Genomic DNA, 22869 nt, shown 5'->3' with positions numbered 1-22869 from the left:
CATTTTACTGGTGTTTTTTTTGTTTAAATATTTCTTAATTTCAGTAGAGCAGGCTTCCGGTCATTACCAAAATATGATAACTGTATAGGAGGGAAGGAGCGTTCTAGTGAAAGAAAGAATACGATTATTAGATATTTTAAGAGGTTTTGCCATACTAGGCACCTTGGGAACGAACGTCTGGTTTTTTGCGTATGCAGGAGATACCTTTGCGACAGATCAGATTGCGGATGAATATGAAAATGGCAGTTTTCTAGAAAGTCTTGTCTCCATGTTTGTTTATGGAAAAATGCTCTCGCTGCTCACGATCATGTTTGGTGTTGGATTGGAGCTGAAATACCAGCAGGCAAAAAGGAAGGACACGCCTTGGCCGGGTACTTATTTATGGATTCTTTTATTTTTATTTTTCGAAGGCTTTGTCCATTTTACACTTGTGATGGAATATGATGTGCTCATGAGCTATGCCGTTACGGGACTGCTTGTGGCTTACATTGTACGGGGAGGAAGCAGGCGCATCAAAAAGGGCATGGTGTTCTCAGGTGTGATTCATCTGCTCATGATGTCATGTCTGATGCTGTACTCCCTCTCTGAAATGGAGTCAGCGTCCGATGATCAAATCGGTGAACCGGCGCTGGAAGAGCAGCTGCCAGAGACATGGATCTCGCAGGTTCAAGAACGGTTACAATACTTCTACATGTACCGAGAAGAAGCGGTCTTTATTATTCCAATGAACACATTTCTGTTTTTATTAGGTGTGCGGATGATGAGAGCGGGTGTATTTTATGCAAATGAACGCGGACAATCTCTCCGGAAAATATTGTTCCGAATCGGACTGTGGATTGGTCTGCCGCTGAATGCACTAGTTTTCGTACCGAACGATCTAGTGGAATTTGTGGTGCGCTACGTCTTTTCACCATTCCTCTCTATTTTCTATATAGCTGTCATTGCGAAGCTCCTCGCACGCACGGAGTCATGGTTCATGTGGACTTGGTTTGAATATGTAGGGAAAATGGCGCTTAGCTGCTACATTCTGCAAAATGTCATCTGCTCCATTCTCTTTTATAGCTGGGGATTGGGTCTTGGCGGTCAAATCAATGCGCCCCTTATTGTATTGGCATGGCTGTTGATTTCACTTCTGCAAATCGCGATTTCAGCATGCTGCTTAAACGTCTGGGGAATCGGGCCAATGGAATATATCCGTTCACGGGCTCTTCGCAGGGTGACGATGAAACAAGCATCATAAAGGGGAGAGCACAATGTTTTTTAAAAAAATGACGAAAAGAGAACAAACGAATGCACATAAAGCAGCTGTGCAGGCATTTGTCTTTTATCTTCTGGCATTAGGAGGGCATGCGCTGTACATGTATTTCCAGGGTAATAAACCACCCGTCACTTTTGTCATTCTCATGGCGGGTCTCTTTGTTTTTTTCACCGCAGATTGGCTATATAATAAAAAGCGTTCATAAAAAAAGCCCTCATCATGAGGGCTTTTTCCTTACTTCAGGCTTTTATATTGGCCTTTTAAATTTTTACGGATGTACTGAATGATTTTGCGTAGTTCGTTGGCGTGCGGTCTGCCAAACGGACTTGTTTGTCTTTGCTGATAGAGCACTTGACCTTTTTCATTTAATAAGAAATAGGCGGGTTCACCGTGCACCCCGTGGTCTTCATATGGGGCTTCTTCCCCGTGATAGTGGACTTCATATGCTTTTAATGACGTGAGGTCATGGTCATACATGATCGGGAAGGATAGTTCCTCTTTATCCGCAAATGCCTTCAAGTCATCAGGGTTATCCGTGGAAATCGCCATCAAGTGAATATCCTTGTCCTGAAAATATGACTGCTGCTGTTCGAGCTCTTTTAATTCTTCTACACATACCGGACACCAAGATCCTCTAAAGAAAACGATCAGGTGCCAACTTTGATGCTCCTCTAAATGTTTGTCGAAATCAATGTGATCGCCCTGTATTGTTGGAAGTGAAAAGTTGGGCATTTTATCTCCTAATTTGAATGAACTCATACTGCTTCCTCCTTTTTCAATGACAATGTCACTTGTTTCATGTATAGCCATTTTTGAGCGACCTGAAACGTGTCTATGTGTTTGAGTAGGCAGAAGACATCCGAAAAACGCGTATCTAATGAAGGCGGTTGCAGAAGTGGGAGCTTTGATAGGAGATATTTAAATCCGACACTTTTTTTAAAAAAATGTCGAAAAACGTATTGCCATATGTAATTACTCTATGATATTATAAATCTCGTTGTTGCAAAGGTCTCTGAAACTTGTTAGGATGCGATGTTCCAGCTTTTTTAAAGCGATTGGTTTGGCGCAATACAGCTTCTTCAGATTCACTTTTCACAAACCGAGAGCCATTAGCTCAGTTGGTAGAGCATCTGACTTTTAATCAGAGGGTCGAAGGTTCGAGTCCTTCATGGCTCACCATGTATTGGCCCGTTGGTCAAGCGGTTAAGACACCGCCCTTTCACGGCGGTAACACGGGTTCGAATCCCGTACGGGTCATTGATTTACTTTAGCGTTAAGCTAATTTTTTCCTCACTTGCTTGAAGGAGCACCACGATTGCTTTTTCGGGCAAGTTACTGAGGTCCGGTAGTTCAGTTGGTTAGAATGCCTGCCTGTCACGCAGGAGGTCGCGGGTTCGAGTCCCGTCCGGACCGCCATTTATACATATTCATCTTTTTGATGATGGCTCGGTAGCTCAGTTGGTAGAGCAACGGACTGAAAATCCGTGTGTCGGCGGTTCGATTCCGTCCCGAGCCACTTCCAAACGCATCTGCAATCGCAGGTGCGTTTTTATTATGAAAAGAAGGCATAAAAAGGGAGAAGCCGGACCTAGGTAGGGCCCGGCTCCATAAGAAGAAGACGTTACATCTATATAGACGGCTGGTGATTGGAAAAGTTTCAATAAAAAAGGAAAAAGTCATCAATTTTTTCGGGCGGCGCCTTCCTATCCAGCGTTTACTAGAAAAGAAAGCCGTTATTATTTTTATCTTTGCCACGTAAAACGTTATAATAGACAGTGAGCCTTTTTTTCATAAACGGAAAAGGCGTAATGATACATGCAAAATGGAATGACATAGATGCTAAAAATGCAGGAGGAAATCACAATGGAAAAAAAGATACTTGTCGTAGATGATGAAAAACCGATTGCTGATATATTGGAATTTAATTTAAGGAAAGAGGGCTATGAGGTTCATTGTGCATATGATGGAAACGAAGCCCTTGAAATGGTAGAAGAAATCAAGCCGGACATTATTCTGCTCGACATTATGCTGCCGAATAAAGATGGTGTTGAAGTATGCCGTGAAGTGAGAAAGAAATATGACATGCCGATTATCATGCTGACAGCAAAAGACTCTGAAATTGATAAAGTCATCGGCCTTGAGCTTGGCGCAGATGATTATGTGACAAAGCCTTTCAGCACACGTGAGCTGCTTGCCCGTGTGAAAGCGAATTTGAGAAGACAAACCGCTGCTCCGCAGACGGAGGAAGAATCTGAATCAAATGATATTGAGGTTGGATCACTCGTTATTTATCCAGATGCGTATGTGGTGTCTAAGCGCGAGGAAACGATAGAATTAACGCACCGTGAGTTCGAACTGCTTCATTACTTAGCGAAACATATCGGACAAGTCATGACACGTGAGCACTTGCTGCAAACGGTATGGGGCTACGATTACTTCGGGGATGTCCGTACAGTAGACGTCACAGTCCGCCGTCTTCGTGAGAAGATTGAAGACAACCCTAGTCACCCGAGCTGGATCGTGACAAGACGAGGCGTCGGCTACTATTTAAGAAACCCAGAGCAGGACTAAGATTCTTATGAGTAAAGTAGGTTTTTTTCGCTCGATTCACTTCAAATTGACCTTGATTTACGTGCTGCTGATCATCGTTGCCATGCAGATCATTGGCGTGTACTTTGTGAAGCAGCTAGAGCAGTCCTTAATTAATTCATATGATAATTCCTTGAATCAGCGAATCTACTCGTTATCGTATTACTTAGAACAAGATTCATCGAAAAGCAAGGCAGAATTAAAAGAGGATGCTCAAAAGATATTGAACGATTTTAACAACAAAGATGAGTCTAATGAAATTTCTGAAGTCAGCTATATTGACGAAAGCAGAGAGGTCATTGCCTCTGTCAATAACGGCAGCCAAGAGATTGCCGGCAAGAAAATCACTGATCAAATCATTAGCCGTATTTTCGCGGTTGGCAAAGACTATGAGAAAAAATTCTATGACCCTGAATCAAATAAAAGGGTGCGTATTTCTGCGACAGCCGTGAAAAATGAGAACCAAGAGACCGTTGGCGTGATTTATGTTGTGTCTTCAATGGAAAGTGTGTTTAACCAAATGCGAACCATTAACACCATTTTAGCGACTGGGACATTGATTGCACTTGGGACGACTGCTCTACTTGGTATCTTCATCTTTAGAACGATTACTCATCCTATTTCAGATATGAGAAAGCAGGCGATTGAGCTTGCCAAAGGGAACTTCTCCAGAAAGGTCCGGAAGTATGGACATGACGAGATTGGCCAGCTTGCGACAACCTTTAACCATCTGACGAGAGAGCTGGAGGAAGCTCAGCTGATGACGGAGGGGGAGCGGAAAAAGCTTTCTTCTGTTATTGCCTATATGACGGACGGTGTCATCGCAACGAATCAAAATGGTGCAATTATTCTATTAAACAGCCCTGCATTAGAGCTGTTAAATGTTTCACGTGAAACAGCTTTAGAGATGCCGATCACGTCTTTGCTTGGCCTAGAGGAAACTCATACATTTGAAGATTTAGTCGAAAATCAAGATTCCATGCTGATCGAAATTGAGCGCGAAGATCAGCTGTCTGTATTACGTGTTAATTTCTCCGTCATTCAGAAAGAGCATGGGAAAATTGATGGCTTAATTGCGGTCATTTATGACGTCACAGAGCAGGAGAAAATTGATGCGGAACGCCGTGAATTCGTAGCGAACGTCTCGCATGAGCTGCGCACACCGCTGACGACGATGCGAAGCTATCTTGAGGCACTGGCTGAAGGTGCGATTGGTGATAAAGAGCTTGCGCCAAGATTTCTCAGTGTCACGCAAAATGAAACGGAGCGCATGATCCGGCTTGTCAATGACCTGCTGCAGCTGTCTAAGTTCGACAGCAAGGATTATCAATTCAATCGTGAGTGGACGAACTTTATCAGGTTTATCTCGCTCGTCATTGATCGTTTTGAAATGACGAAGGAGCAGCATGTCGATTTTATCCGCAACCTGCCGCAGCGTGAAGTATATGTAGAAATCGATCAAGATAAAATTACACAGGTGCTCGATAATATCATTTCCAATGCCATGAAATACTCACCAGAGGGTGGACATATCACGTTTACCGTTGATCTGGATGAAGAGAAAGGCCTTGTGTTATTCAGCGTCAAAGATGAAGGAATCGGTATTCCGAAAAAGGATATGGATAAAATCTTTGAACGTTTTTACCGGGTAGATAAAGCAAGAACAAGAAAGCTTGGCGGAACCGGCCTCGGTCTTGCGATTGCAAAAGAAATGGTTCAAGCTCATGGCGGAGATATTTGGGCTGACAGCATTGAAGGAAAAGGGACAACGGTGACCTTTACCCTTCCGTACAATGAAGAACAAGAGGATGATTGGGATGAAGCGTGAGACCTTTAAAACCATAATATTGACAATCCTAATTGCGATCAGTCTTGTATTTACGTGGAATATCTGGATGTTCCAGCCCGTCATGCAGGATCAGGCAGATACCGGCACAAAGGTCGTGGAAACGAAGAAGATTTCAAGCGACGAGCCTAGAAGTCTCATTGATGTCGTGAAGCCGCGCGAGATGTTCATCCATTCAAATGGAGAGCATTTTAAAGTGGATCAAAAGGAACTCTTTCAAAACTTTTGGAATGATGTGAGCCTTTGGGATGTCAAAGAGATTAATGATGTGTCAGATCAATATTCCGAGCAGAAATTTAAGAATTTCTTCTATGGACGCGAAGGACAAGGGAAGACATTGGATCTTGTGTTCAATGATCCGATTCCGATTGATATTTTCCAAGCGCTCTTTAAATGGCCGAACAAGTCCATTGAATACAACTCGTTTGATCGGATGATCGTGCCGTTCGCTCAGCAGGATAAGGCGAATAAAAAAGTATATTTGGTCTCATACAGCAAGGAGACGGTGCTTGAGCTGACAATTGAGTCCGCCAATTACCGTAATCTAATGAACAGTATCGCAGCGGCTCAAAACGAGATGCCGCGCTATGATCTTTATACATTCTCGACGAATTCTAAACGAGATTTCCTTCTTCCGAGAAAGCAAAAGCAGCTTGAAGCGAAGATGTTCTTTATCGAAACGATTAAGACAAACAAGTTCAAAGACGCTTTGTTTACGGACCCGAGCCTTGTCGGTGAGGAATCTAATTTAAACCGGACAGTGTACACAGATGGCACAAGCCGCCTTGAAGCCAATCAAAAAGACCACCGCATTCAATATCAGCACCGCAATATCAATTCCAGCACTGTTTTCCAAACGGGGGATTTGATTAAGCGAAGCGTGAAATATTTCAATGATACGGGAAGCTTTACTGATGACTATCAATATTTTGGTATCAACAGCAACCAACAGCTGTCCTTTAATATGTTTATGGACGGTCTGCCGATTGTGAACAGTACAAAGCATCCATTTGGGATGACCTCCCTTGAAGTTCAATGGGCGAATGATGACATTTTGAATTACAAGCGTCCAAACTATATTCTTGGCAATAAAGCGAGTCAAAGTGAACAGGTCAAGCTGATGAACGGGACAGAGCTGAAGGACTTGATCATCAAGCAGACGAAATATGATGATCTGGAGAAAATTGAACAGATTTTCCCTGCATATCAAGCTGCTTCAACTGCATCAGATCAAGATCAAGCGATGTTTGTCTGGCTGGAGCCTGTATGGTGCATGAAATATAACGGCAAAACCGTGATTCTATCGAATGATCTTTTGACAGAGGGGAGCGAGAATCATGGAGTGGAATAAGACCAAAACGATCTTTATCCTAGCTTTTCTCGTTCTCGATATCTTTCTAGGTTTTCAATACTTTGAAAAACGGTCAACCGATCATTTTGCGATTATCGAAAAAACGGATACGCTGGAAGAAATGAAGGCAGACGGGATCAAATATGGCAATCTATCAGATGAAGCGAAGATTGGATACCGCATTACAGCTGAAAAGAAGCAATATACGAAAAAGGATGTCGACGGATTAGCTGATCAAAAGGCGAAAAGCACATTCCCGAAAACAGAAAAAGATGATCCTGTCACGCTGCTTGAAATGACCTTCAACAAGCCAGTTGCCTTGCCGAAAAAGGATATTAAAACAGCGGCGACGAACCTTGTGAACCAGCGTTTGCTGGATGGGAAGAATTATAAGCTGTGGAATATAGATGAGGAGACAGGGAAAATCGTCTTTTTCCAAACGTATAAAGGGAAATACATCTTCCAAGAAGGCCTTGATGACACCGAAACCATCGGGCAAATCACCTTAAATCTCAATGATCAAAACGAAGTCGTCTCTTATCAGCAATCGATGGTGACATCGATTAATGAAGTGAGAAAAGAAACCCTTGTCCCAGCACTTGAAACAGTGAAGGACTTATATACGCAAAATATGTTGAGTCAAAACACGACCGTGAAAAAGGTAGAGCTTGGCTACTATACGCAATACCCAGGGGCAAGCACGCAAGTCATGGTTCCTGTATGGCGGGTGGAGCTTGAAGGCGTATCAGCAGGTTCAAAGAAAAAGACAGAGGAAGAATATTTGATCAATGCCATCGATGGCTCAACACTTGATCATATAGAGAAAGATGACAAATCTTCAATGGAGTGAGAGAACATGAGCTTGCAGTTCAGTGTACTAGCGAGCGGAAGTACGGGGAACGCTTTTTATTTAGAAACAGACGAGCATGCCTTTTTGGTGGATGCTGGTTTAAGCGGCAAACAGATGGTCGAGCTGCTTGGCCAAATCGACCGCAAGCCTGAGGACTTGGACGGCATTTTTGTGACACACGAGCACTCCGATCATATTAAAGGGCTTGGTGTCATGGCAAGAAAGTACAAGCTTCCTGTCTATGCAAATGCGAAAACATGGAAGGCGATGGAATCTCATATCGGAAAAATTGATACAGAGCAGAAATTCCATTTTGATATGGAGACCGTTCAATCCTTTGGCGGCCTTGATGTCGAGTCATTTGGCGTCTCACACGATGCGGCAGAGCCTATGTTTTACGTGTTCCATTATGGAGGGCGCAAACTTGCCCTTATGACGGATACAGGCTATGTGAGTGACCGCATGAAAGGCATTATTAAGTCAGCCAATACGTTTGTGTTTGAGAGCAATCATGATGTCGGGATGCTGCAAATGGGCCGATACCCATGGAGCATTAAGCGCAGAATTCTAAGCGATGTCGGACATGTATCAAATGAAGATGCTGCTCTTGCGATGACAGATGTCATTGGAGATGCCACCTCACGCATTTATTTGGCTCACTTGAGTCAAGACAACAACATGAAGGATTTAGCCCGTATGGCGGTCCAGCAGACGCTTGAAATGAAGGGCTTTGTTGTGGGGGATGGCTTTGATTTATTTGATACAGACCCGAAAAAAGCAACCCCGCTTTGCGCCGTATGATTTTTATAATCGTATGATTAAGATAAGAGCTTCTTACCAACACTATATACATCATCTATTCACTGAAAGGAAGGAAACATAGTGGATTATCGCGATGTAGAGTGGAAGCCGAGACGAAGCAGAAAAGGATATTTTCTTTCTGGTTTGATCGGTGTATTGGTAGGAGCTTTTTTAATGGGATTCTTTTTCCCCTATGTATCTGGACAGAGCGGCAGTCCCTTTGGATGGCAGCAGAACGGTGATGGACAAACATCTCAGGGCCCTTTAAAGACTGTGAATGTAAACGTCAATGATGCTGTCACGAAAGTCGTGTCTAATATGTCAGATACGGTAGTCGGCGTCATTAATATTCAAAAGTCGAGCTTTTGGGAGGAAGGCGGAGAAGCAGGCAGCGGGTCAGGTGTGATCTATAAGAAAAAGGGTGACACGTTTTATATTGTTACAAACCATCACGTCATCAAAGGCGCCAACCAGCTTGAAGTGAGCCTCCATGACGGGACAAGAATTAGTGCCAATCTTGTCGGCAGCGATCAGCTCATGGATTTAGCTGTTCTCACTGTCAAAAGTGATAAAATCAAGAAAACCGCAGCCTTCGGTAACTCAGATCATGTGAAGCCGGGTGAGCCAGTCATCGCCATTGGAAATCCATTAGGGCTTGAATTCGCAGGCTCTGTCACACAAGGAGTCATATCAGGCACAGAGCGTGCGATCCCTGTTGACTCAAATGGAGACGGACAGACGGATTGGAATGCAGAGGTACTGCAAACAGATGCCGCCATCAATCCTGGAAACAGCGGTGGTGCCTTGATCAATATGGACGGAAAGGTGATCGGCATCAACTCAATGAAGATTGCTGAATCAGAGGTAGAAGGAATCGGGCTGTCTATTCCAGCGAATCTGGTCATCCCTGTCATAGAGGATTTAGAGCGCTACGGAGAGGTAAAGCGTCCGTATCTTGGCGTCGGCATGAAATCATTAGCAGATATTGCGAGCTACCACTGGCAGGAAACGTTGAAACTGCCATCTAAGGTTACATCTGGGGTTGTTGTTATGAGTGTTGAGCCGTTATCTCCAGCAGGAAAAGCGGGACTAAAAGAGCTGGATGTCGTGACCTCCTTTGATGGCAAGAGTGTACAGAATATCGTGGATCTTCGTAAGTACTTATATCAAAGGAAGGTCGGCGACAAGGTAAAGGTGCAATTTTACCGAAGCGGGAAGAAAAAATCAGCAGAGATCAAACTTTCTCAAACCGACCGATATGGCGGCTAACCAGTTCCAGTAAGGGACTGGTTTTTTTTGCATGCTCATCATATGATAATGGAGAGGGGGCGGTACGATTGATTACACTACAACGGATGTCACAAACTGATTACGATGTATTGATGGAGAAAGCCATTCAGCGGTATGCGGAAGAAAAGGTACTCGCAGGAACATGGAAGAAGGAAGAATCACTTGCGAACGCAGAAGAACAATTTGACAGGCTTCTTCCAGAAGGACTTCAGACAGAGCATCATGAGCTGTGGAATTTCTTAAACGGAGATGAAGCGATTGGCTGGGTTTGGCTTTGTTATGACCCGAATCACCCGCAGCATGAAGGATTTATTTATAACTTTATTTTGTTTGAAGCTTATCGAGGAAAAGGTTTTGCAAAGCAGGCCATTGCTGCATTAGAGGAGCAGGCAAAGTCATTAGGTGTGCAAAAACTCTCGCTCCATGTCTTTGCTCACAATCAAATCGCCCGTTCGCTGTACGAGAAAACGGGATTTGCAGAAACCGGTATTTATATGAGTAAACCTTTATAAAAAAGAAGAAGTACCGTGCAGAAAGCGTACGGTACTTTTTTATGAGGACATCATGGCATCCTGAGCCGTGACTCTGTATAAATCAACTTTACACTTCACGAAAGCGCGAATGATCGCTGGAACTTGAGCTTCTGAACGAATTAACAATGAGGTCTCGTCATCACTGATCACAAGATCTGTTCCGACAGTTTGTAGGTACTGCGTGAGAACAGGTTTCACCTCATCATCAATCCATGCATGCTTGAAGGTTGCACGTATGTTTGAGGATGTGATGGTTTTCTCTTGAGGATGAGTATGTGGGGACACTAATTTTCCTTCAGAAATGAACGCCGTTTTGGTACAAATACTATTGGTGAACCTTGGGCGGTCAGCTGTTAAAAAGACGGTTTTCCCTTCATCCTTTAATGTTTCAATGACCCGCTGAATGTGGAAAATCGAATCTGCATCAATTTCGGCAAAAGGCTCGTCGAGTAAAATAAATTCCGGCTGATGGGCGATGGCCTGCGCCATTCCGAGCCTTTTCTTCATACCAGGTGTGAAGGCACCGACCTTCTCCTGATGATCATGATGTAAACCGACAAATTCGAGCAGTTCTTCATAATCACTCGTTCTCTGGCGTGTTCCGGTGATTTTTGATAAATAGGCAATATGCTCAAGAGCCGTAAGACCTTCATATAAATCCGTATATTCTGGCAGAACACCGATATGCTGTCTCACTTTTTTTAGCGAAGGCATATTCATCACTGTAAACGTACCAGAGGTAGGGCGGGAGATCCCGGTAATGATATTGAAAAACGTCGTCTTACCAGATCCCTTTGGTCCAATGAGTCCGAAGATATCGCCCTGATTGACATCAAGATTAATATGATCTATCGCGACTTTTGTACGATATTTTTTTGTGAGCCCTTTTGTATGAAGCATCTACACATCCCTCCTTTGAAACAGCAGTGCAGTTCCAATGAGTAAGATAACGGTCAATGCCGTGTTCATTAGGACGTAGGTCAGCGGTTCACTCCAACGCGCATAATAATAAGGCGTCATATATTGGAACCAATGAATCATTCGTTCTGAAGAAAGAACAGAAATCATACTGACGATTGGGAAAAGAAAGGAAAATAACATACCGACAAACATTGATTTCTGCGGTGTTGGAAAGAGCATGGACAAAAATAAAGCACATGAGATACCGACACTGATAAAGGTTAAGATTTTTAAGGCATCTGAGAACAGAAAACGGTGTGAAATCACCATATTCAGCACATATGTCGTCATAATACAGCTAAGCCAAAACAGCATCAGTCCTAGATATTTCCCGATGATAATGTTCAAACGGGTTGTTTTACTGACGAGAAAACGAATGGTTTTCAAATGAATTTCGCGGCTTAAAATATCATGAGACAACAAAAAAATAAGGAAGAAACCAAATAAAGAAATCACCAGTTCATTCCCAATAGAATAAGGATCCTTTGCCAGTTCCCATTTTTCCTGATGAGCAGCGATAAACGGAAGACTTGAAACAAAAGTAGATAAAATGAAAATAATAACAATTGTTAAAATAGATTTTGTGCTTTTGAAGAGCTGCTTAAACTCATTCATACAGATGGTCCACACACGCTGTACCTCCCTTCACCTTTATTATACCCCTAGAAAAGAAAGACACCATATCTCGCTCTTTAACATTTGTTTAAATTTCATAAAAAGAAGACTCTTCCAGCACCAGTTGACTCATTGTTAAAAATGTTCAGAAAAATATCTTGATTTATCAAAAAACATCATGTATGATAGCTTTAATTCAAGATAGTTATACAGGCAATGACGAGAGAAAGTACAATCATCAATTTTTTCACAGAGAGCTTCGGCAGCTGAAAAGAAGCAAAAATAATGATTCGAAAAATGGTCTCTGAGCCTCGTGCTGAACATATCTATGATATTAGTAGGTGACGACGAGAGTTGGTACTCGTTATCAAAACCACAGTATATGAGCCAGATTGGAGCTTTGTACTTGTAGAGGCTGTTTAGCGCGAGCAAACAGTAAATAAAGGTGGTACCACGAGACAAATACCTCGTCCTTATGATTCAAAGATAAGGATGGGGTATTTTTTATTGTCCACTTTTTTCATACAATTGTTCAAATGTTCCACGTGAAACACCACATCCATTTTTTCAAATGAAAGGGAGATTGACATGAGTGAACATGCATTGGTTTTACAATCAGATTTCGGCATTGATGATGGAGCTGTCAGTGCAATGTACGGAGTGGCAAATACGGTCAGCAGCAGCATCCGTATTTTTGATTTAACACACAATATTCCGCAGTATGACATTTGGGAGGCTTCTTATCGCTTGCTTCAAACCGTCACATACTGGCCGGAAGAGACGGTATTTGTTTCCGTCGTTGATCCGGGCGTTGGATCAGAGAGAAAAAGTCTTGTCGTCAAAACGACAAGCTCACACTATATCATTACCCCAGATAACGGGACACTCACGCACGTTGCCCAGGATATTGGCATTGTGGAAGCCCGTTATTTAGATGAAACCATTAACCGGCTGCCAAAGTCGGGAAAATCACATACATTCCATGGGAGAGATATTTACGCTTATACAGGGGCGAGAATTGCATCAGGTGTGATTTCTTTTGAAGAGGTTGGGCCAAAGGCGAATATTGATGATATTATCCATCTTCCAGTCGTTCAGGCCTATGCGGAAGAAGATGTGATCACAGGCACGATTGATATTTTAGATGTGAGATTTGGAAACCTATGGACAAACATTCATCACACGCTATTTGAACAGCTTTCAATTAATTACGGCGATGCAATAGAAGTTACCATTGCCAACGGGCCGAAAAATGTGTATAAAAATATCATGACCTATGGACGATCTTTTGCCGACTTAAAGGTAGGCGAACCACTCGTATATGTCAATTCACTCGACCATTTAGGCGTGGCGATCAATCAAGGGTCATTTGCAAAGGCTTATAACATCGGTACAGGCACAGGCTGGCGCCTTTCGATTCGCAAAGCTCCGCGCATTATATACGAATAAGAGGAGGATACATCATGGCAGGAAAACAACTTTCAACGAAAACTGTCGTTGCTATTGGAATTGGCGCAGCCGTCTTTGTGATTCTAGGACGATTCGTCTCCATTCCAACTGGTATTCCGAATACACAAATTGAAACCTCATACGCATTCCTTGCATTAATGGCCGTGCTATTTGGTCCTGTTGCAGGCGCACTGATTGGTTTTATTGGCCATCTCATTAAAGATGCGACCACATTTGGCCCTTGGTGGAGCTGGATTATTGTATCGGGTGTCGTTGGTTTATTGATCGGCTTTATTTCTAACCGTTTAAAAGTAGAAGAGGGAGACTTCGGCTGGAAGAAAATCACGCTCTTTAACGCCGTACAAGCAGGTGCACAGGCATTAGGCTGGTTTATCATTGCTCCTGTACTCGACATTGTGATCTATGCAGAACCTGCGAACAAAGTGTTTGTTCAAGGCATTGTGGCAGGGATTTCAAACATCATCACAGTTGGTGTACTAGGAACCATCATCATTGCAGCCTATGCGAAAACGAGAAGCAAAAGCGGCAGCCTATCGAAAGAAACATCATGAAGCAAGGTGGAACACATAAATGAAGAAACCGATGATTCAATTCGAACATTTCGGATTCAAGTATCGCAGTCAGGCAGAACCAACATTAAAGGATATCAACCTGACCATCTATGAGGGAGAAAAAGTTCTCATCGCAGGCCCGTCTGGATCGGGAAAAAGCACACTAGCCCATTGTATCAATGGGCTAGTTCCTGCGTCTTATAAAGGTTCTATGGAAGGAAATCTTCACATCGGCGGAAAAAATGCAGAGAAAGAGAACATTTTCTCCCTCTCACAGCTTGTCGGAACGGTGCTTCAGGACCCTGATGGACAATTCATCGGGTTGACCGTTGGAGAAGACATCGCATTTACACTTGAAAATGATCAAGTCATACGCGAAGAAATGAACACACGTGTGGAGGAAGCTGCCAGATTAACAGAGGTAGACGGCAAGCTGGCATCATCCGTGCATGAGCTGTCAGGCGGACAAAAACAACGTGTCGCCATTGCGGGCGTACTTGTCAATGATGTCGACATTTTACTGTTTGATGAACCACTTGCAAGCCTTGATCCCGCAACAGGCAAAGAAGTCATCGATCTTATTGACCGGCTGCAAAAACAAACGAAAAAAACCATTGTGATGGTTGAGCACCGATTAGAAGACGTCCTCTTCCGTCATGTGGACCGCATCATCGTTGTCAATGAAGGAACGATTGTAGCGGATATGACACCAGATGAATTGCTCGCCTCAAACGTGTTAGAAGCGGCGTATTTGCGTGAGCCTTTATATGTAAAAGCGATGAAATATGCAGGCATACCGGTCGCGCCAGGAGATCAGATCGCTGATTTACAGCGTCTCACCTTAGACGATGAGGAAAAAATGAAAATCGAGCAGTGGATGGAAGCGTCTGAGCCATCAGTCGAGCAGATTGCAGCACAGGATTTACTAGAAGTGCGTGAGCTGAGCTTTGACTATCCAACAAGACCAAATACGCTGAGCAACATCTCTTTTACCGTCAAAAAAGGAGAAATGATCAGCATCGCAGGAGCCAATGGTGCAGGCAAGACGACATTATCTAAGGTGCTTTGTGCATTTGAAAAGCCAACGAAAGGGTCAATTCTTTTAAATGGTGATGACATTACAGGAGATACGATCAAACAGCGGTCTGAACGAATCGGCGTCGTCATGCAAAACCCAAATCAAATGATTTCAAAACAAATGATCTTTGATGAGGTGGCACTTGGTCTCGTTTTAAGAGGCATAAAGGAAGAAGAGATCAAGGAACGGGTGGAGCGGGTCTTGAAAGTGTGCGGACTGTATCCATTTCGGAACTGGCCGGTCTCAGCACTCAGCTTTGGACAGAAAAAACGCGTCACCATCGCGTCTATACTTGTACTAGAGCCAGAAATACTCATCCTAGATGAACCAACCGCAGGACAGGATTTTAAACATTACACAGAGATGATGACGTTTTTAGAGCAATTAAATCAGCAGGGTGTCACGATTTTCATGATCACCCATGATATGCACTTGATGCTTGAATACACAACAAGAACCATTGTCATTTCAGATGGAGAAAAAATCGCAGATGATACACCAGCCAAAGTGCTGACAGATCAGCTGCTTGTCCAAAAGGCGAGCTTAAAGGAAACATCGCTGTATGAACTGGCGCTGAAAGCAGATTGGCCGAATCCAAATGAACTCGTAGATCGCTTCATTGAGGTTGACAGAAAGGAACGAATGACATGGCTGTAGACATGCTGTCTTATATCGATCGCCCGTCACCGATTCACCGGCTGACAGGTGCAACCAAACTCATTTGCTTTATCCTCTGGTCATCCGCAGCGATGCTCACGTATGATACAGGCGTTTTAGTGTTTATGCTAGTTGCTAGTATCGTGTTCTTTCAGCTATCAAACGTACGATTTCGTGATATTTCCTTCGTGGTGATTGTCCTGGCGATTTTCCTAGTGATCAATAACATCGCCATCTACATCTTTGCGCCCCAGCAAGGTGTCGCCATCTACGGAACGAAGCACGAGCTATTTCATATTGCCGGCTGGTACAATGTCACACTTGAACAGCTTTTCTATCAGTTGAACATTACGCTAAAATATGTGACCGTGATGCCAGCAGCGCTTTTATTTATTGTGACAACAAATCCAAGTGAATTCGCCTCATCTCTCAGCCGAATTGGGGTCAGCTACCGGATTTCGTATGCTGTAGCGATTGCTCTTCGTTATATTCCAGATATTCAGCGGGATTTTCGCATGATAGCGATTTCTCAGCAAGCAAGAGGCATTGATTTATCGAAGAATGAAAAGCTGGGAAAACGGATCAAAAATGCGCTGTCGATTGTGATGCCGTTGATTTTCTCCAGCTTGGAGCGGATTGAAACGATCAGCAATGCGATGGAGCTGCGAGGGTTTGGAAAGCATAAAAAGCGAACATGGTTTACGGCAAAAGACTTTCAAAAAGCAGATTATGTAGCGTTATTGTTTGTTGGTGTGGTGCTGATCGTGTCGCTAGTGATTACATTTGTTAGAGGAACGAGATTTTATAATCCATTTTTATAGAAAGAAGCCTTCACAGGAGTGGAGGCTTTTTTATTTGGTTTGTGGATAAAAGGTGTGGAAAATGGTAAAAGACTATTAACATGTGAATAAATCGGTTATATTGAACAATGAGCGAAACACTTGTGAATAACCAGAGAACTTATTGGAGGAATCAGAAACTTATGAACAAAACATATTATGCGTGTGCAGAACACATAGAAACCGTATTAGACATGTACATAGATGATCACGAAACGCCGCCAGAATTCAGAAAAATCGAACATACACACAGTTTATCCACAACCTGTGAATTGTGCGATGAACCTGCAATATATATAGTGGGGAACGAATGATCGGACACAAAATACACAAATTTTATCCACAATTGTTGATAACTTATATGAATAACTTGTTCTTAAGGTGGGGATGACCTGTGAATATATCAATTATCTCAGTAGGAAAATTAAAAGAGAAATATTTAAAGCAAGGCATAGCCGAATACACAAAACGATTACAGGCTTACGCAAAAATCGAGATCATTGAGCTCGCGGACGAAAAAGCACCCGAGAATCTCAGTGATCAAGACATGAAAATCATCAAAGACAAAGAAGGCGAACGCATCCTAAGCAAAATCAACCCAGACGCCCACGTCATCGCCCTCGCCATCGAAGGAAAAATGAAGAGTTCCGAAGAATTAGCCGATACAATAGATAAGCTAGCAACATACGGAAAAAGTAAGGTATGTTTCGTCATAGGTGGATCCCTCGGACTAAGTGATGCTGTCATGCAGCGCGCGAATGAGAAACTGTCGTTTTCGAGGATGACGTTTCCGCATCAGTTGATGAGGCTGGTGTTGGTGGAGCAGATTTATCGGGCGTTTCGGATTGTTCGGGGGGAGCCTTATCATAAGTGAGTTTTATATATAAATGATTTTTAAGAGTTTAAGAGAGTCTTTTTGTTCACTTATAAGTACATAATAAAGAAAAATTTGATGGGATTTTGCGTAAGTGGAATAGAAGAATGTAAAGGAGACCTTTAACACTACTTATCTTTAATTAACTTCGACAATTATAGCATTTTAATATAAAATATAAAGTTTGAGGGGTTATAAATGATTAAAGTAAGTGGAGGTTTATAACTTCAATATAGATTTATAAACAGACTGGAGTAGTGTTATGAAGAGTATTCCAATATATTCATTTTTTTCAGGTGCAGGATTTTTAGATTTGGGGTTCTCCTTTTCTGGTTTTGACATTACTTTTACAAATGAAATTTCAAAAGAAATATCAAGAATATATAATTCCGGAATGAGCTCATGTTTAGATAAAGAAGTGTCTATTACTAGCAATGAATCTATAGAAAATATTTCTGCTGAGGACATTAGAGAAATGGTTCAGATCAAGAATCATAATCAATTATGGGGGATTATTGGAGGGCCACCTTGTCCAGATTTCTCTGTAGGTGGAAAAAATAAGGGGCATCAAGGTGAAAATGGGAAATTAACGGAGACATTTGTAAATTTAATTTGTAATACTAGACCAAGCTTTTTTGTTATTGAAAATGTCAAAGGTCTTGTAAAAACTAAGAAACATAGGGAATTTTTTGATAGAATGATCTCTTTATTAGAGACTAATGGATATGCTATAGATTTTAAAATATTAAATTCCCTTGATCTAGGGGTGCCACAAGATAGAGAAAGAATATTCATACTGGGAGTAACAAATTCAATATATGAAAAAGTTTTTAAAGCCAATTTTTCTGGAGAACGAGGCTGGTTCTATTGGCCATATTATGAGAAATATCATAATTCAAAATACAGGTATAATTGGCCGACTACAAACGAATTTGGTATGAATGTTGAAAAGCCTAACTCGATTCCTCAGGAATTAATGGTAGGTACATACCTACTGGATAATGATTTGAGCAATATTCCAAACTCTAATGAATTTTTCAATCCAAAATCGTCAAAATTTAGTTTTATAGAAGAAGGAGACGATAAAAGAAAAAGCTTTAAAAGGTTACACAGATGGAGATATAGCCCTACTATTGCATATGGAAATAATGAAGTACATCTTCACCCCACCCTTGAGAGGAGATTATCAGTTCGAGAGGCACTTAGGTTACAAACAGTACCTGATAACTTTATAATAAATGAAGATATATCATTGACAGTAAAATTTAAGGCTATAGGAAATGGTGTACCAGTTAGAATGGCAAATTTGTTGGCAAGTAACCTAAATTACTTTTTAAAACAGTACTTGTATAGTTAGAGGTGGTATTATGACATCTGAAGAAAAAATAAAGTTTGACCTTGAAAATTTAGATGAGATCACTATTGTAAAAAAATATTTGTTTAATACAGATATTTGGTACTTCACTTGCCATTTGAATCTAAATCATAGTGAATTTATGAATAATCTTGATTTAATGAATGAAATAATCTCAAAAAATTTATCTATAAGCATGAAAAATATATTAATTGTTGGTAGTGGGAAAACTGGCTTTAGTTTTTCGCCACAAAAAGCATTAAGAAAGTTTGATAGTAATGAAGAAACCGAATCGGATATTGATATAGCAATAGTTTCTGAAAAATATTTTTTTGAATATTGGGATCTAGCAAGAGAAGAAATTAGTGTCAGATATTCCCATTACTACAAAGAAATATCATCAGGGATATTTAATGGATTTATATCTAAAAACACGTTAGAAAATATACCTTCAATAAGAAAGGTTTGGAATGAAAGAATAAGAGCAACAAAAAGGGAGTTAAAGGAAAAAGCAAAATTCCGTCATCCAATTAATTTTAGAATATATAGATCATGGGAAGATCTTGAAGAATATCATGTTAAAGGTATCAATAAATTGAAAAAGGCAATAATGGAGGAGGTAAGTAAATGATTTCAAAAAATTTTCATATTGTGAAGGTGAAAGATCTGTATGACAAATTTACAGCAGGGGTTCTTGTTGTAGATGAATCATATCAACGAAGAAAGGTTTGGAATGAGACTGATAAAATAAGATTAATAGAAACAATATTAATTGGATATATCGTACCTTCATTATATTTATGGGATGCTGAAACCAATCCAACTACTGGACAAACTATTACTCATATTGTTGATGGTCAACAAAGAGTAAATGCAATAGTAGAATTTATTGAAGGTGAATTTTCCTTACTTAAATCAAGTCTTACTCAGCCTGATATAACTGGGAGTTATGCAAATAAAAAATTTGATGAATTGACTAAAGAAGAAAAGGTTAATATTTGGTCTTACAATATACCTGTTGTTCAACTTTCAGAAGTAGATAATGTTGAAACTATAAAAAGTATATTTTACAGATTAAATTTAACTGATTATAATTTAAGAGCACAAGAGAAAAGACATAGTACATCTAACGGTTTATTCGCGGAATTAGCTATTGAACTTTCAGAAAATGAATTTTGGTCTAATAATAACTTATTCAATGCAGGAGATATTAAAAGAATGAAAGATATTGAATTTTGTGCTTCGTTAATATTACTCGCACGTGATGGTATTATAAACCAGACAACTCAAAGGCCTCTTAATAATGCTTATGATGACTATAAAGATGTTTATGAAGAAAGAGATACTGATAAAATCAGAATTTTATCATGGATTGACTCTCTTGATAAATTTATTAATGATAAGACTATAGGATTTATTCAAAAGAAATCACAACTATATACCATGTTTACAGTTATAGATCACTTTGAAAGGAATGAAATTGAAATATCCGATAATATTATATCGAATTTCACTGAATTTGTAAAAATGTATTTAGATTATAGAAATGAAGAAGTAGATAATAATGATACAATAAAAATTATACTAAATACGTATAAACTCGCAGTATCAGAAGGTATAAATAAATTGCAAAATAGAATGATTAGATTCAACATCATGAAAAAAGTTTTATTACAAGGGATAAGTAATATTGATATCAATGATATATAGTATAAACAGGTAATATAGCTAACTATTTATAAAATAAAATTCATGGTATAAAAAATATATAAATAATTCAATACAAGACTAATTCTATCGACTTACAACTTTCAATAATGGAAGATTCAATCAAAAAAAGAAGCAGTAAAACATCAAGCAAACCTGTGAAGCATTCCTATTTTTAAAAATCGTTTTATTCGTCTTTTTAGAAGGGAATATAGTTGAGAAGTGGTTGATTGGGTTAGTATAGAAAGGAGAACCCCTTGCTTACTTTGTAAATGGGTATTAAATAATCACTAAAAAAAGTCTCATTTGAGTGATTTCCCTCAAACGGGACTTTTTTGCATCACGGATTGTGACAGACTTATTTTTGGCATTGATAATAAAAACAACCCCAAGTAGGCCTTATCATAAGTTAGTGAGGGATGAGAAGGCTAAATTTAGCTGTACAAGCACCATCAAACATCTCCATTGCACCAGAATAGATATAACCACTCCGTAAAAAACCACGATTAAGCCTAAAGCGGAGAGAATAACATAGGAAAACAGAAACTTTTAAGGAATCTCAAACAACACATGTTGACATATCGTTATTTATCGATATAATGGTTTGTATGGAGCCAATAGAAGTTTTCAAAGCCTTATCCAATGAATCAAGACTGCTAATTTTACAATGGTTAAAGGAACCTGATCGTCATTTTACACCCCATGAAGGGATTGATATGAATACTACAGGGGTATGTGTTAGTCAAATAACAGATAAATTGAAAATGACGCAATCAACAGCATCTCAATACCTTTCAATTTTATTACGAGCTGGATTAATTACGACAGAGCGTATAGGTAAATACACGTATTATAAAAGAGATGAAAATGCCATAAAACAAATTGCTGAGATTCTAGAAAATAATATTTAATAAATGAACTGAATTCATACATCAGAATTCAGTTTCATTTATTAAATACAAATCGACTTATCGTAATATGTTTTTTTGTCCATACATATTAACAATTCTAGATATGTAAATGTATTATATATAAGGAGTGATCTACATTGTCAAACACTGTAAAGATTTACATTTTAGCTATTGTCAGTTTTTTAGTTGGTACATCAGAGTATATCATCTCTGGTATTTTGGATAATATTTCTGAATCATTAGGGATTACGATAGCTGCAGCCGGCCAGTTAATTACGATTTTTTCTCTTATGTATGCCATCTTCACCCCAGTATTAATGGCTTTAACATCGGGAATGAATAAACGCAAGTTAATGTTATTTTCACTTAGCGTTTTTATTCTAGGTAATATTCTTGCATTCGTCCTCCCTGGGTATCAATTATTTATTGTGTCAAGAATTATTATGGCTCTTGGAGCGGGGATGGTCGTAGTTACTGCATTAACAATTGCTGAAAAAATTGCACCAAAAGGTAAGCAAGGTACCGCTATTGCTACAGTAGTAATGGGATTTACAGCATCATTGATTATTGGAGTCCCACTGGGCAGAATGACTAGTGATTTCTTTGGTTGGAAGGCTGTATTTGGAGGAATAGCCTTACTCGGATTATTAGCTATAGTGATAATTTCTCTTACGATTCCAAAAATCCAAGGGGATAAACCTGTACCTCTAATTCAACAACTTGCTCTTTTTAAAAAACCAAAAGTAGTGTTGGGATTAGCCATCACCTTTTTCTGGCTCGGTGGTTATTCAATTGCCTATACCTATTTATCCCCTTACCTTTTAAATATATCAGGTGTAAGCAGCAAATTGCTGAGTGGAGTTCTCCTCGTATTCGGGGTTGCTAGTCTAGTTGGGTCAAAGTTTGGTGGGTTTAGTACCGATCGATGGGGTGTGAATTTTACTCTGATTAGTGGAATGACATTACATGTCATCATGCTCATATTGCTCTCACTAGTTACGCATTCTTATGTTGGAGTATTACTCATTTTAATATTATGGTCATTTGCTGCATGGTCTTCTGGCCCGACTCAACAATATCACCTAGCTACAATGGAGCCAGAATCATCAGGTATACTATTAGGTCTCAATCAGTCAATGATGCAATTGGCGATGGCTGCAGGTGCAGCTATTGGAGGTATCTTTGTAGAGAAAGTTTCTCTATCTTCCGTTACTTGGGCAGGTGCTTTAGGCGTTGCAATCGCGATCATTGTAACAATATTGGCTTCGCGTGCTACTTCGAGTAATGAAATTCGATATACTTAATCATATACAGCGGAACGATAAAAAATAATGA

The 22869-nt window shown here is 40.4% G+C and carries 23 protein-coding genes, 4 tRNA genes and 1 other annotated feature; of the genes, 24 read left to right on the top strand and 3 right to left on the bottom strand.

Annotated elements, in window-relative coordinates; genetic code table 11:
* Positions 1 to 106 precede the first annotated feature (106 nt).
* Positions 107 to 1240 carry a DUF418 domain-containing protein gene (locus tag NSU11_RS19455; RefSeq protein WP_342493735.1) on the top strand — a complete coding sequence of 378 codons (1134 nt, stop codon included), beginning with the start codon at positions 107 to 109 and terminating at the stop codon, positions 1238 to 1240.
* A gap of 13 nt (positions 1241 to 1253) precedes the next feature.
* The gene (locus NSU11_RS19450; RefSeq protein WP_342493734.1) at positions 1254 to 1463 is read left to right on the top strand and encodes a hypothetical protein; all 210 of its coding nucleotides are present in this window, start codon (positions 1254 to 1256) and stop codon (positions 1461 to 1463) included.
* A 29-nt stretch (positions 1464 to 1492) separates the two neighbouring features.
* Here NSU11_RS19450 and NSU11_RS19445 read toward each other — a convergent pair whose 3' ends face one another.
* Positions 1493 to 2017, bottom strand: a complete 525-nt coding sequence (locus NSU11_RS19445) for a peroxiredoxin family protein (protein ID WP_122632112.1) — start codon at positions 2015 to 2017, stop codon at positions 1493 to 1495.
* A 344-nt stretch (positions 2018 to 2361) separates the two neighbouring features.
* On the opposite strand from NSU11_RS19445, the gene NSU11_RS19440 reads away from it, so the two are divergent.
* From NSU11_RS19440 to NSU11_RS19390, 11 genes are all read left to right on the top strand, one after another.
* A tRNA-Lys gene (locus NSU11_RS19440) sits at positions 2362 to 2437 on the top strand.
* Positions 2438 to 2443: 6 nt separating this feature from the next.
* Positions 2444 to 2515: transfer RNA gene (locus NSU11_RS19435), tRNA-Glu, on the top strand.
* A gap of 82 nt (positions 2516 to 2597) precedes the next feature.
* Positions 2598 to 2674: transfer RNA gene (locus NSU11_RS19430), tRNA-Asp, on the top strand.
* A 27-nt stretch (positions 2675 to 2701) separates the two neighbouring features.
* A tRNA-Phe gene (locus tag NSU11_RS19425) sits at positions 2702 to 2774 on the top strand.
* A gap of 347 nt (positions 2775 to 3121) precedes the next feature.
* A complete protein-coding gene (yycF, locus tag NSU11_RS19420; protein ID WP_024424030.1) occupies positions 3122 to 3829 on the top strand; it encodes a response regulator YycF in 708 nt (235 codons plus the stop codon).
* Between the two features lie 7 nt (positions 3830 to 3836).
* On the top strand, positions 3837 to 5675 hold the full coding sequence (gene walK, locus NSU11_RS19415; RefSeq protein WP_024424029.1) for a cell wall metabolism sensor histidine kinase WalK: 1839 nt from the start codon (positions 3837 to 3839) through the stop codon (positions 5673 to 5675).
* On the top strand, positions 5665 to 7044 hold the full coding sequence (yycH, locus tag NSU11_RS19410; protein WP_073208144.1) for a two-component system activity regulator YycH: 1380 nt from the start codon (positions 5665 to 5667) through the stop codon (positions 7042 to 7044). Before walK ends, yycH begins: the two co-directional genes overlap by 11 nt.
* Positions 7031 to 7894 (top strand): two-component system regulatory protein YycI, encoded by an 864-nt coding sequence (gene yycI / locus NSU11_RS19405; RefSeq protein ID WP_024427621.1) that lies wholly within the window; start codon positions 7031 to 7033, stop codon positions 7892 to 7894. Before yycH ends, yycI begins: the two co-directional genes overlap by 14 nt.
* Positions 7895 to 7900: 6 nt before the next feature.
* The gene (locus NSU11_RS19400) at positions 7901 to 8695 is read left to right on the top strand and encodes an MBL fold metallo-hydrolase (protein WP_024424026.1); all 795 of its coding nucleotides are present in this window, start codon (positions 7901 to 7903) and stop codon (positions 8693 to 8695) included.
* 81 nt (positions 8696 to 8776) lie between these two features.
* Positions 8777 to 9964 (top strand): trypsin-like peptidase domain-containing protein, encoded by a 1188-nt coding sequence (locus NSU11_RS19395; protein WP_101677479.1) that lies wholly within the window; start codon positions 8777 to 8779, stop codon positions 9962 to 9964.
* A gap of 68 nt (positions 9965 to 10032) precedes the next feature.
* On the top strand, positions 10033 to 10497 hold the full coding sequence (locus NSU11_RS19390) for a GNAT family N-acetyltransferase (RefSeq protein ID WP_206534170.1): 465 nt from the start codon (positions 10033 to 10035) through the stop codon (positions 10495 to 10497).
* 39 nt (positions 10498 to 10536) lie between these two features.
* Here NSU11_RS19390 and NSU11_RS19385 read toward each other — a convergent pair whose 3' ends face one another.
* Together NSU11_RS19385 and NSU11_RS19380 are read right to left on the bottom strand one after the other, a co-directional pair.
* The gene (locus tag NSU11_RS19385) at positions 10537 to 11418 is read right to left on the bottom strand and encodes an ABC transporter ATP-binding protein (RefSeq protein WP_268415673.1); all 882 of its coding nucleotides are present in this window, start codon (positions 11416 to 11418) and stop codon (positions 10537 to 10539) included.
* The gene (locus NSU11_RS19380) at positions 11419 to 12108 is read right to left on the bottom strand and encodes an ABC transporter permease subunit (protein ID WP_144489717.1); all 690 of its coding nucleotides are present in this window, start codon (positions 12106 to 12108) and stop codon (positions 11419 to 11421) included.
* A 192-nt stretch (positions 12109 to 12300) separates the two neighbouring features.
* Positions 12301 to 12571 (top strand) — a binding site (T-box leader).
* Positions 12572 to 12681: 110 nt separating this feature from the next.
* Here NSU11_RS19380 and NSU11_RS19375 point away from each other — a divergent pair.
* The 11 genes from NSU11_RS19375 to NSU11_RS19325 all read left to right on the top strand — a co-directional run bounded on the left by NSU11_RS19375 (position 12682) and on the right by NSU11_RS19325 (position 22838).
* Complete coding sequence (locus tag NSU11_RS19375; RefSeq protein ID WP_024427616.1) at positions 12682 to 13542, top strand: S-adenosyl-l-methionine hydroxide adenosyltransferase family protein; 861 nt, start codon at positions 12682 to 12684, stop codon at positions 13540 to 13542.
* A 14-nt stretch (positions 13543 to 13556) separates the two neighbouring features.
* Positions 13557 to 14114, top strand: a complete 558-nt coding sequence (locus NSU11_RS19370; protein ID WP_024424020.1) for an ECF-type riboflavin transporter substrate-binding protein — start codon at positions 13557 to 13559, stop codon at positions 14112 to 14114.
* 19 nt (positions 14115 to 14133) lie between these two features.
* Entirely contained in the window at positions 14134 to 15849 is a 1716-nt protein-coding gene (locus NSU11_RS19365; RefSeq protein ID WP_342493733.1) for an ABC transporter ATP-binding protein, read from the top strand.
* Complete coding sequence (locus tag NSU11_RS19360; protein ID WP_342493732.1) at positions 15840 to 16670, top strand: energy-coupling factor transporter transmembrane component T; 831 nt, start codon at positions 15840 to 15842, stop codon at positions 16668 to 16670. The genes NSU11_RS19365 and NSU11_RS19360 overlap by 10 nt, the downstream gene beginning before the upstream one ends.
* A gap of 161 nt (positions 16671 to 16831) precedes the next feature.
* Positions 16832 to 17002 (top strand): CxxH/CxxC protein, encoded by a 171-nt coding sequence (locus NSU11_RS19355; protein ID WP_198457326.1) that lies wholly within the window; start codon positions 16832 to 16834, stop codon positions 17000 to 17002.
* An 80-nt stretch (positions 17003 to 17082) separates the two neighbouring features.
* Positions 17083 to 17562, top strand: a complete 480-nt coding sequence (rlmH, locus tag NSU11_RS19350) for a 23S rRNA (pseudouridine(1915)-N(3))-methyltransferase RlmH (protein WP_342493731.1) — start codon at positions 17083 to 17085, stop codon at positions 17560 to 17562.
* Between the two features lie 262 nt (positions 17563 to 17824).
* Positions 17825 to 18919 (top strand): DNA cytosine methyltransferase, encoded by a 1095-nt coding sequence (locus tag NSU11_RS19345; protein WP_309415964.1) that lies wholly within the window; start codon positions 17825 to 17827, stop codon positions 18917 to 18919.
* A 10-nt stretch (positions 18920 to 18929) separates the two neighbouring features.
* Entirely contained in the window at positions 18930 to 19547 is a 618-nt protein-coding gene (locus NSU11_RS19340) for a hypothetical protein (protein WP_218676987.1), read from the top strand.
* Positions 19544 to 20626, top strand: a complete 1083-nt coding sequence (locus NSU11_RS19335) for a DUF262 domain-containing protein (protein WP_218676988.1) — start codon at positions 19544 to 19546, stop codon at positions 20624 to 20626. The genes NSU11_RS19340 and NSU11_RS19335 overlap by 4 nt, the downstream gene beginning before the upstream one ends.
* A gap of 605 nt (positions 20627 to 21231) precedes the next feature.
* Positions 21232 to 21534: a metalloregulator ArsR/SmtB family transcription factor gene (locus tag NSU11_RS19330; RefSeq protein WP_342493730.1), complete on the top strand. Its 303-nt coding sequence runs from the start codon at positions 21232 to 21234 to the stop codon at positions 21532 to 21534.
* A gap of 137 nt (positions 21535 to 21671) precedes the next feature.
* Positions 21672 to 22838, top strand: a complete 1167-nt coding sequence (locus tag NSU11_RS19325; RefSeq protein ID WP_122632032.1) for an MFS transporter — start codon at positions 21672 to 21674, stop codon at positions 22836 to 22838.
* Positions 22839 to 22869 lie beyond the last annotated feature (31 nt).

Source organism: Bacillus sp. FSL R5-0712 (assembly GCF_038593285.1).
GTDB classification, from domain to species: domain Bacteria; phylum Bacillota; class Bacilli; order Bacillales; family Bacillaceae; genus Bacillus; species Bacillus safensis.
Note: the sequence above shows the minus strand (reverse complement) of the source record. Positions and strands in the feature narration are given on the sequence as shown.

Bases quoted from the DNA above. Each gene is read 5' to 3' on its own strand.
- NSU11_RS19330 (WP_342493730.1), top strand. From the start codon at position 21,232: ATGGAGCCAATAGAAGTTTTCAAAGCCTTATCCAATGAATCAAGACTG.
- NSU11_RS19450 (WP_342493734.1), top strand. From the start codon at position 1,254: ATGTTTTTTAAAAAAATGACGAAAAGAGAACAAACGAATGCACATAAA.
- NSU11_RS19400 (WP_024424026.1), top strand. From the start codon at position 7,901: ATGAGCTTGCAGTTCAGTGTACTAGCGAGCGGAAGTACGGGGAACGCT.
- NSU11_RS19335 (WP_218676988.1), top strand. From the start codon at position 19,544: ATGATTTCAAAAAATTTTCATATTGTGAAGGTGAAAGATCTGTATGAC.
- yycF (WP_024424030.1), top strand. From the start codon at position 3,122: ATGGAAAAAAAGATACTTGTCGTAGATGATGAAAAACCGATTGCTGAT.
- walK (WP_024424029.1), top strand. From the start codon at position 3,837: ATGAGTAAAGTAGGTTTTTTTCGCTCGATTCACTTCAAATTGACCTTG.
- NSU11_RS19345 (WP_309415964.1), top strand. From the start codon at position 17,825: ATGAAGAGTATTCCAATATATTCATTTTTTTCAGGTGCAGGATTTTTA.
- yycI (WP_024427621.1), top strand. From the start codon at position 7,031: ATGGAGTGGAATAAGACCAAAACGATCTTTATCCTAGCTTTTCTCGTT.
- NSU11_RS19360 (WP_342493732.1), top strand. From the start codon at position 15,840: ATGGCTGTAGACATGCTGTCTTATATCGATCGCCCGTCACCGATTCAC.
- NSU11_RS19370 (WP_024424020.1), top strand. From the start codon at position 13,557: ATGGCAGGAAAACAACTTTCAACGAAAACTGTCGTTGCTATTGGAATT.
- NSU11_RS19365 (WP_342493733.1), top strand. From the start codon at position 14,134: ATGAAGAAACCGATGATTCAATTCGAACATTTCGGATTCAAGTATCGC.
- NSU11_RS19375 (WP_024427616.1), top strand. From the start codon at position 12,682: ATGAGTGAACATGCATTGGTTTTACAATCAGATTTCGGCATTGATGAT.
- yycH (WP_073208144.1), top strand. From the start codon at position 5,665: ATGAAGCGTGAGACCTTTAAAACCATAATATTGACAATCCTAATTGCG.
- NSU11_RS19385 (WP_268415673.1), bottom strand. From the start codon at position 11,418: ATGCTTCATACAAAAGGGCTCACAAAAAAATATCGTACAAAAGTCGCG.
- NSU11_RS19445 (WP_122632112.1), bottom strand. From the start codon at position 2,017: ATGAGTTCATTCAAATTAGGAGATAAAATGCCCAACTTTTCACTTCCA.
- NSU11_RS19340 (WP_218676987.1), top strand. From the start codon at position 18,930: ATGACATCTGAAGAAAAAATAAAGTTTGACCTTGAAAATTTAGATGAG.
- NSU11_RS19355 (WP_198457326.1), top strand. From the start codon at position 16,832: ATGAACAAAACATATTATGCGTGTGCAGAACACATAGAAACCGTATTA.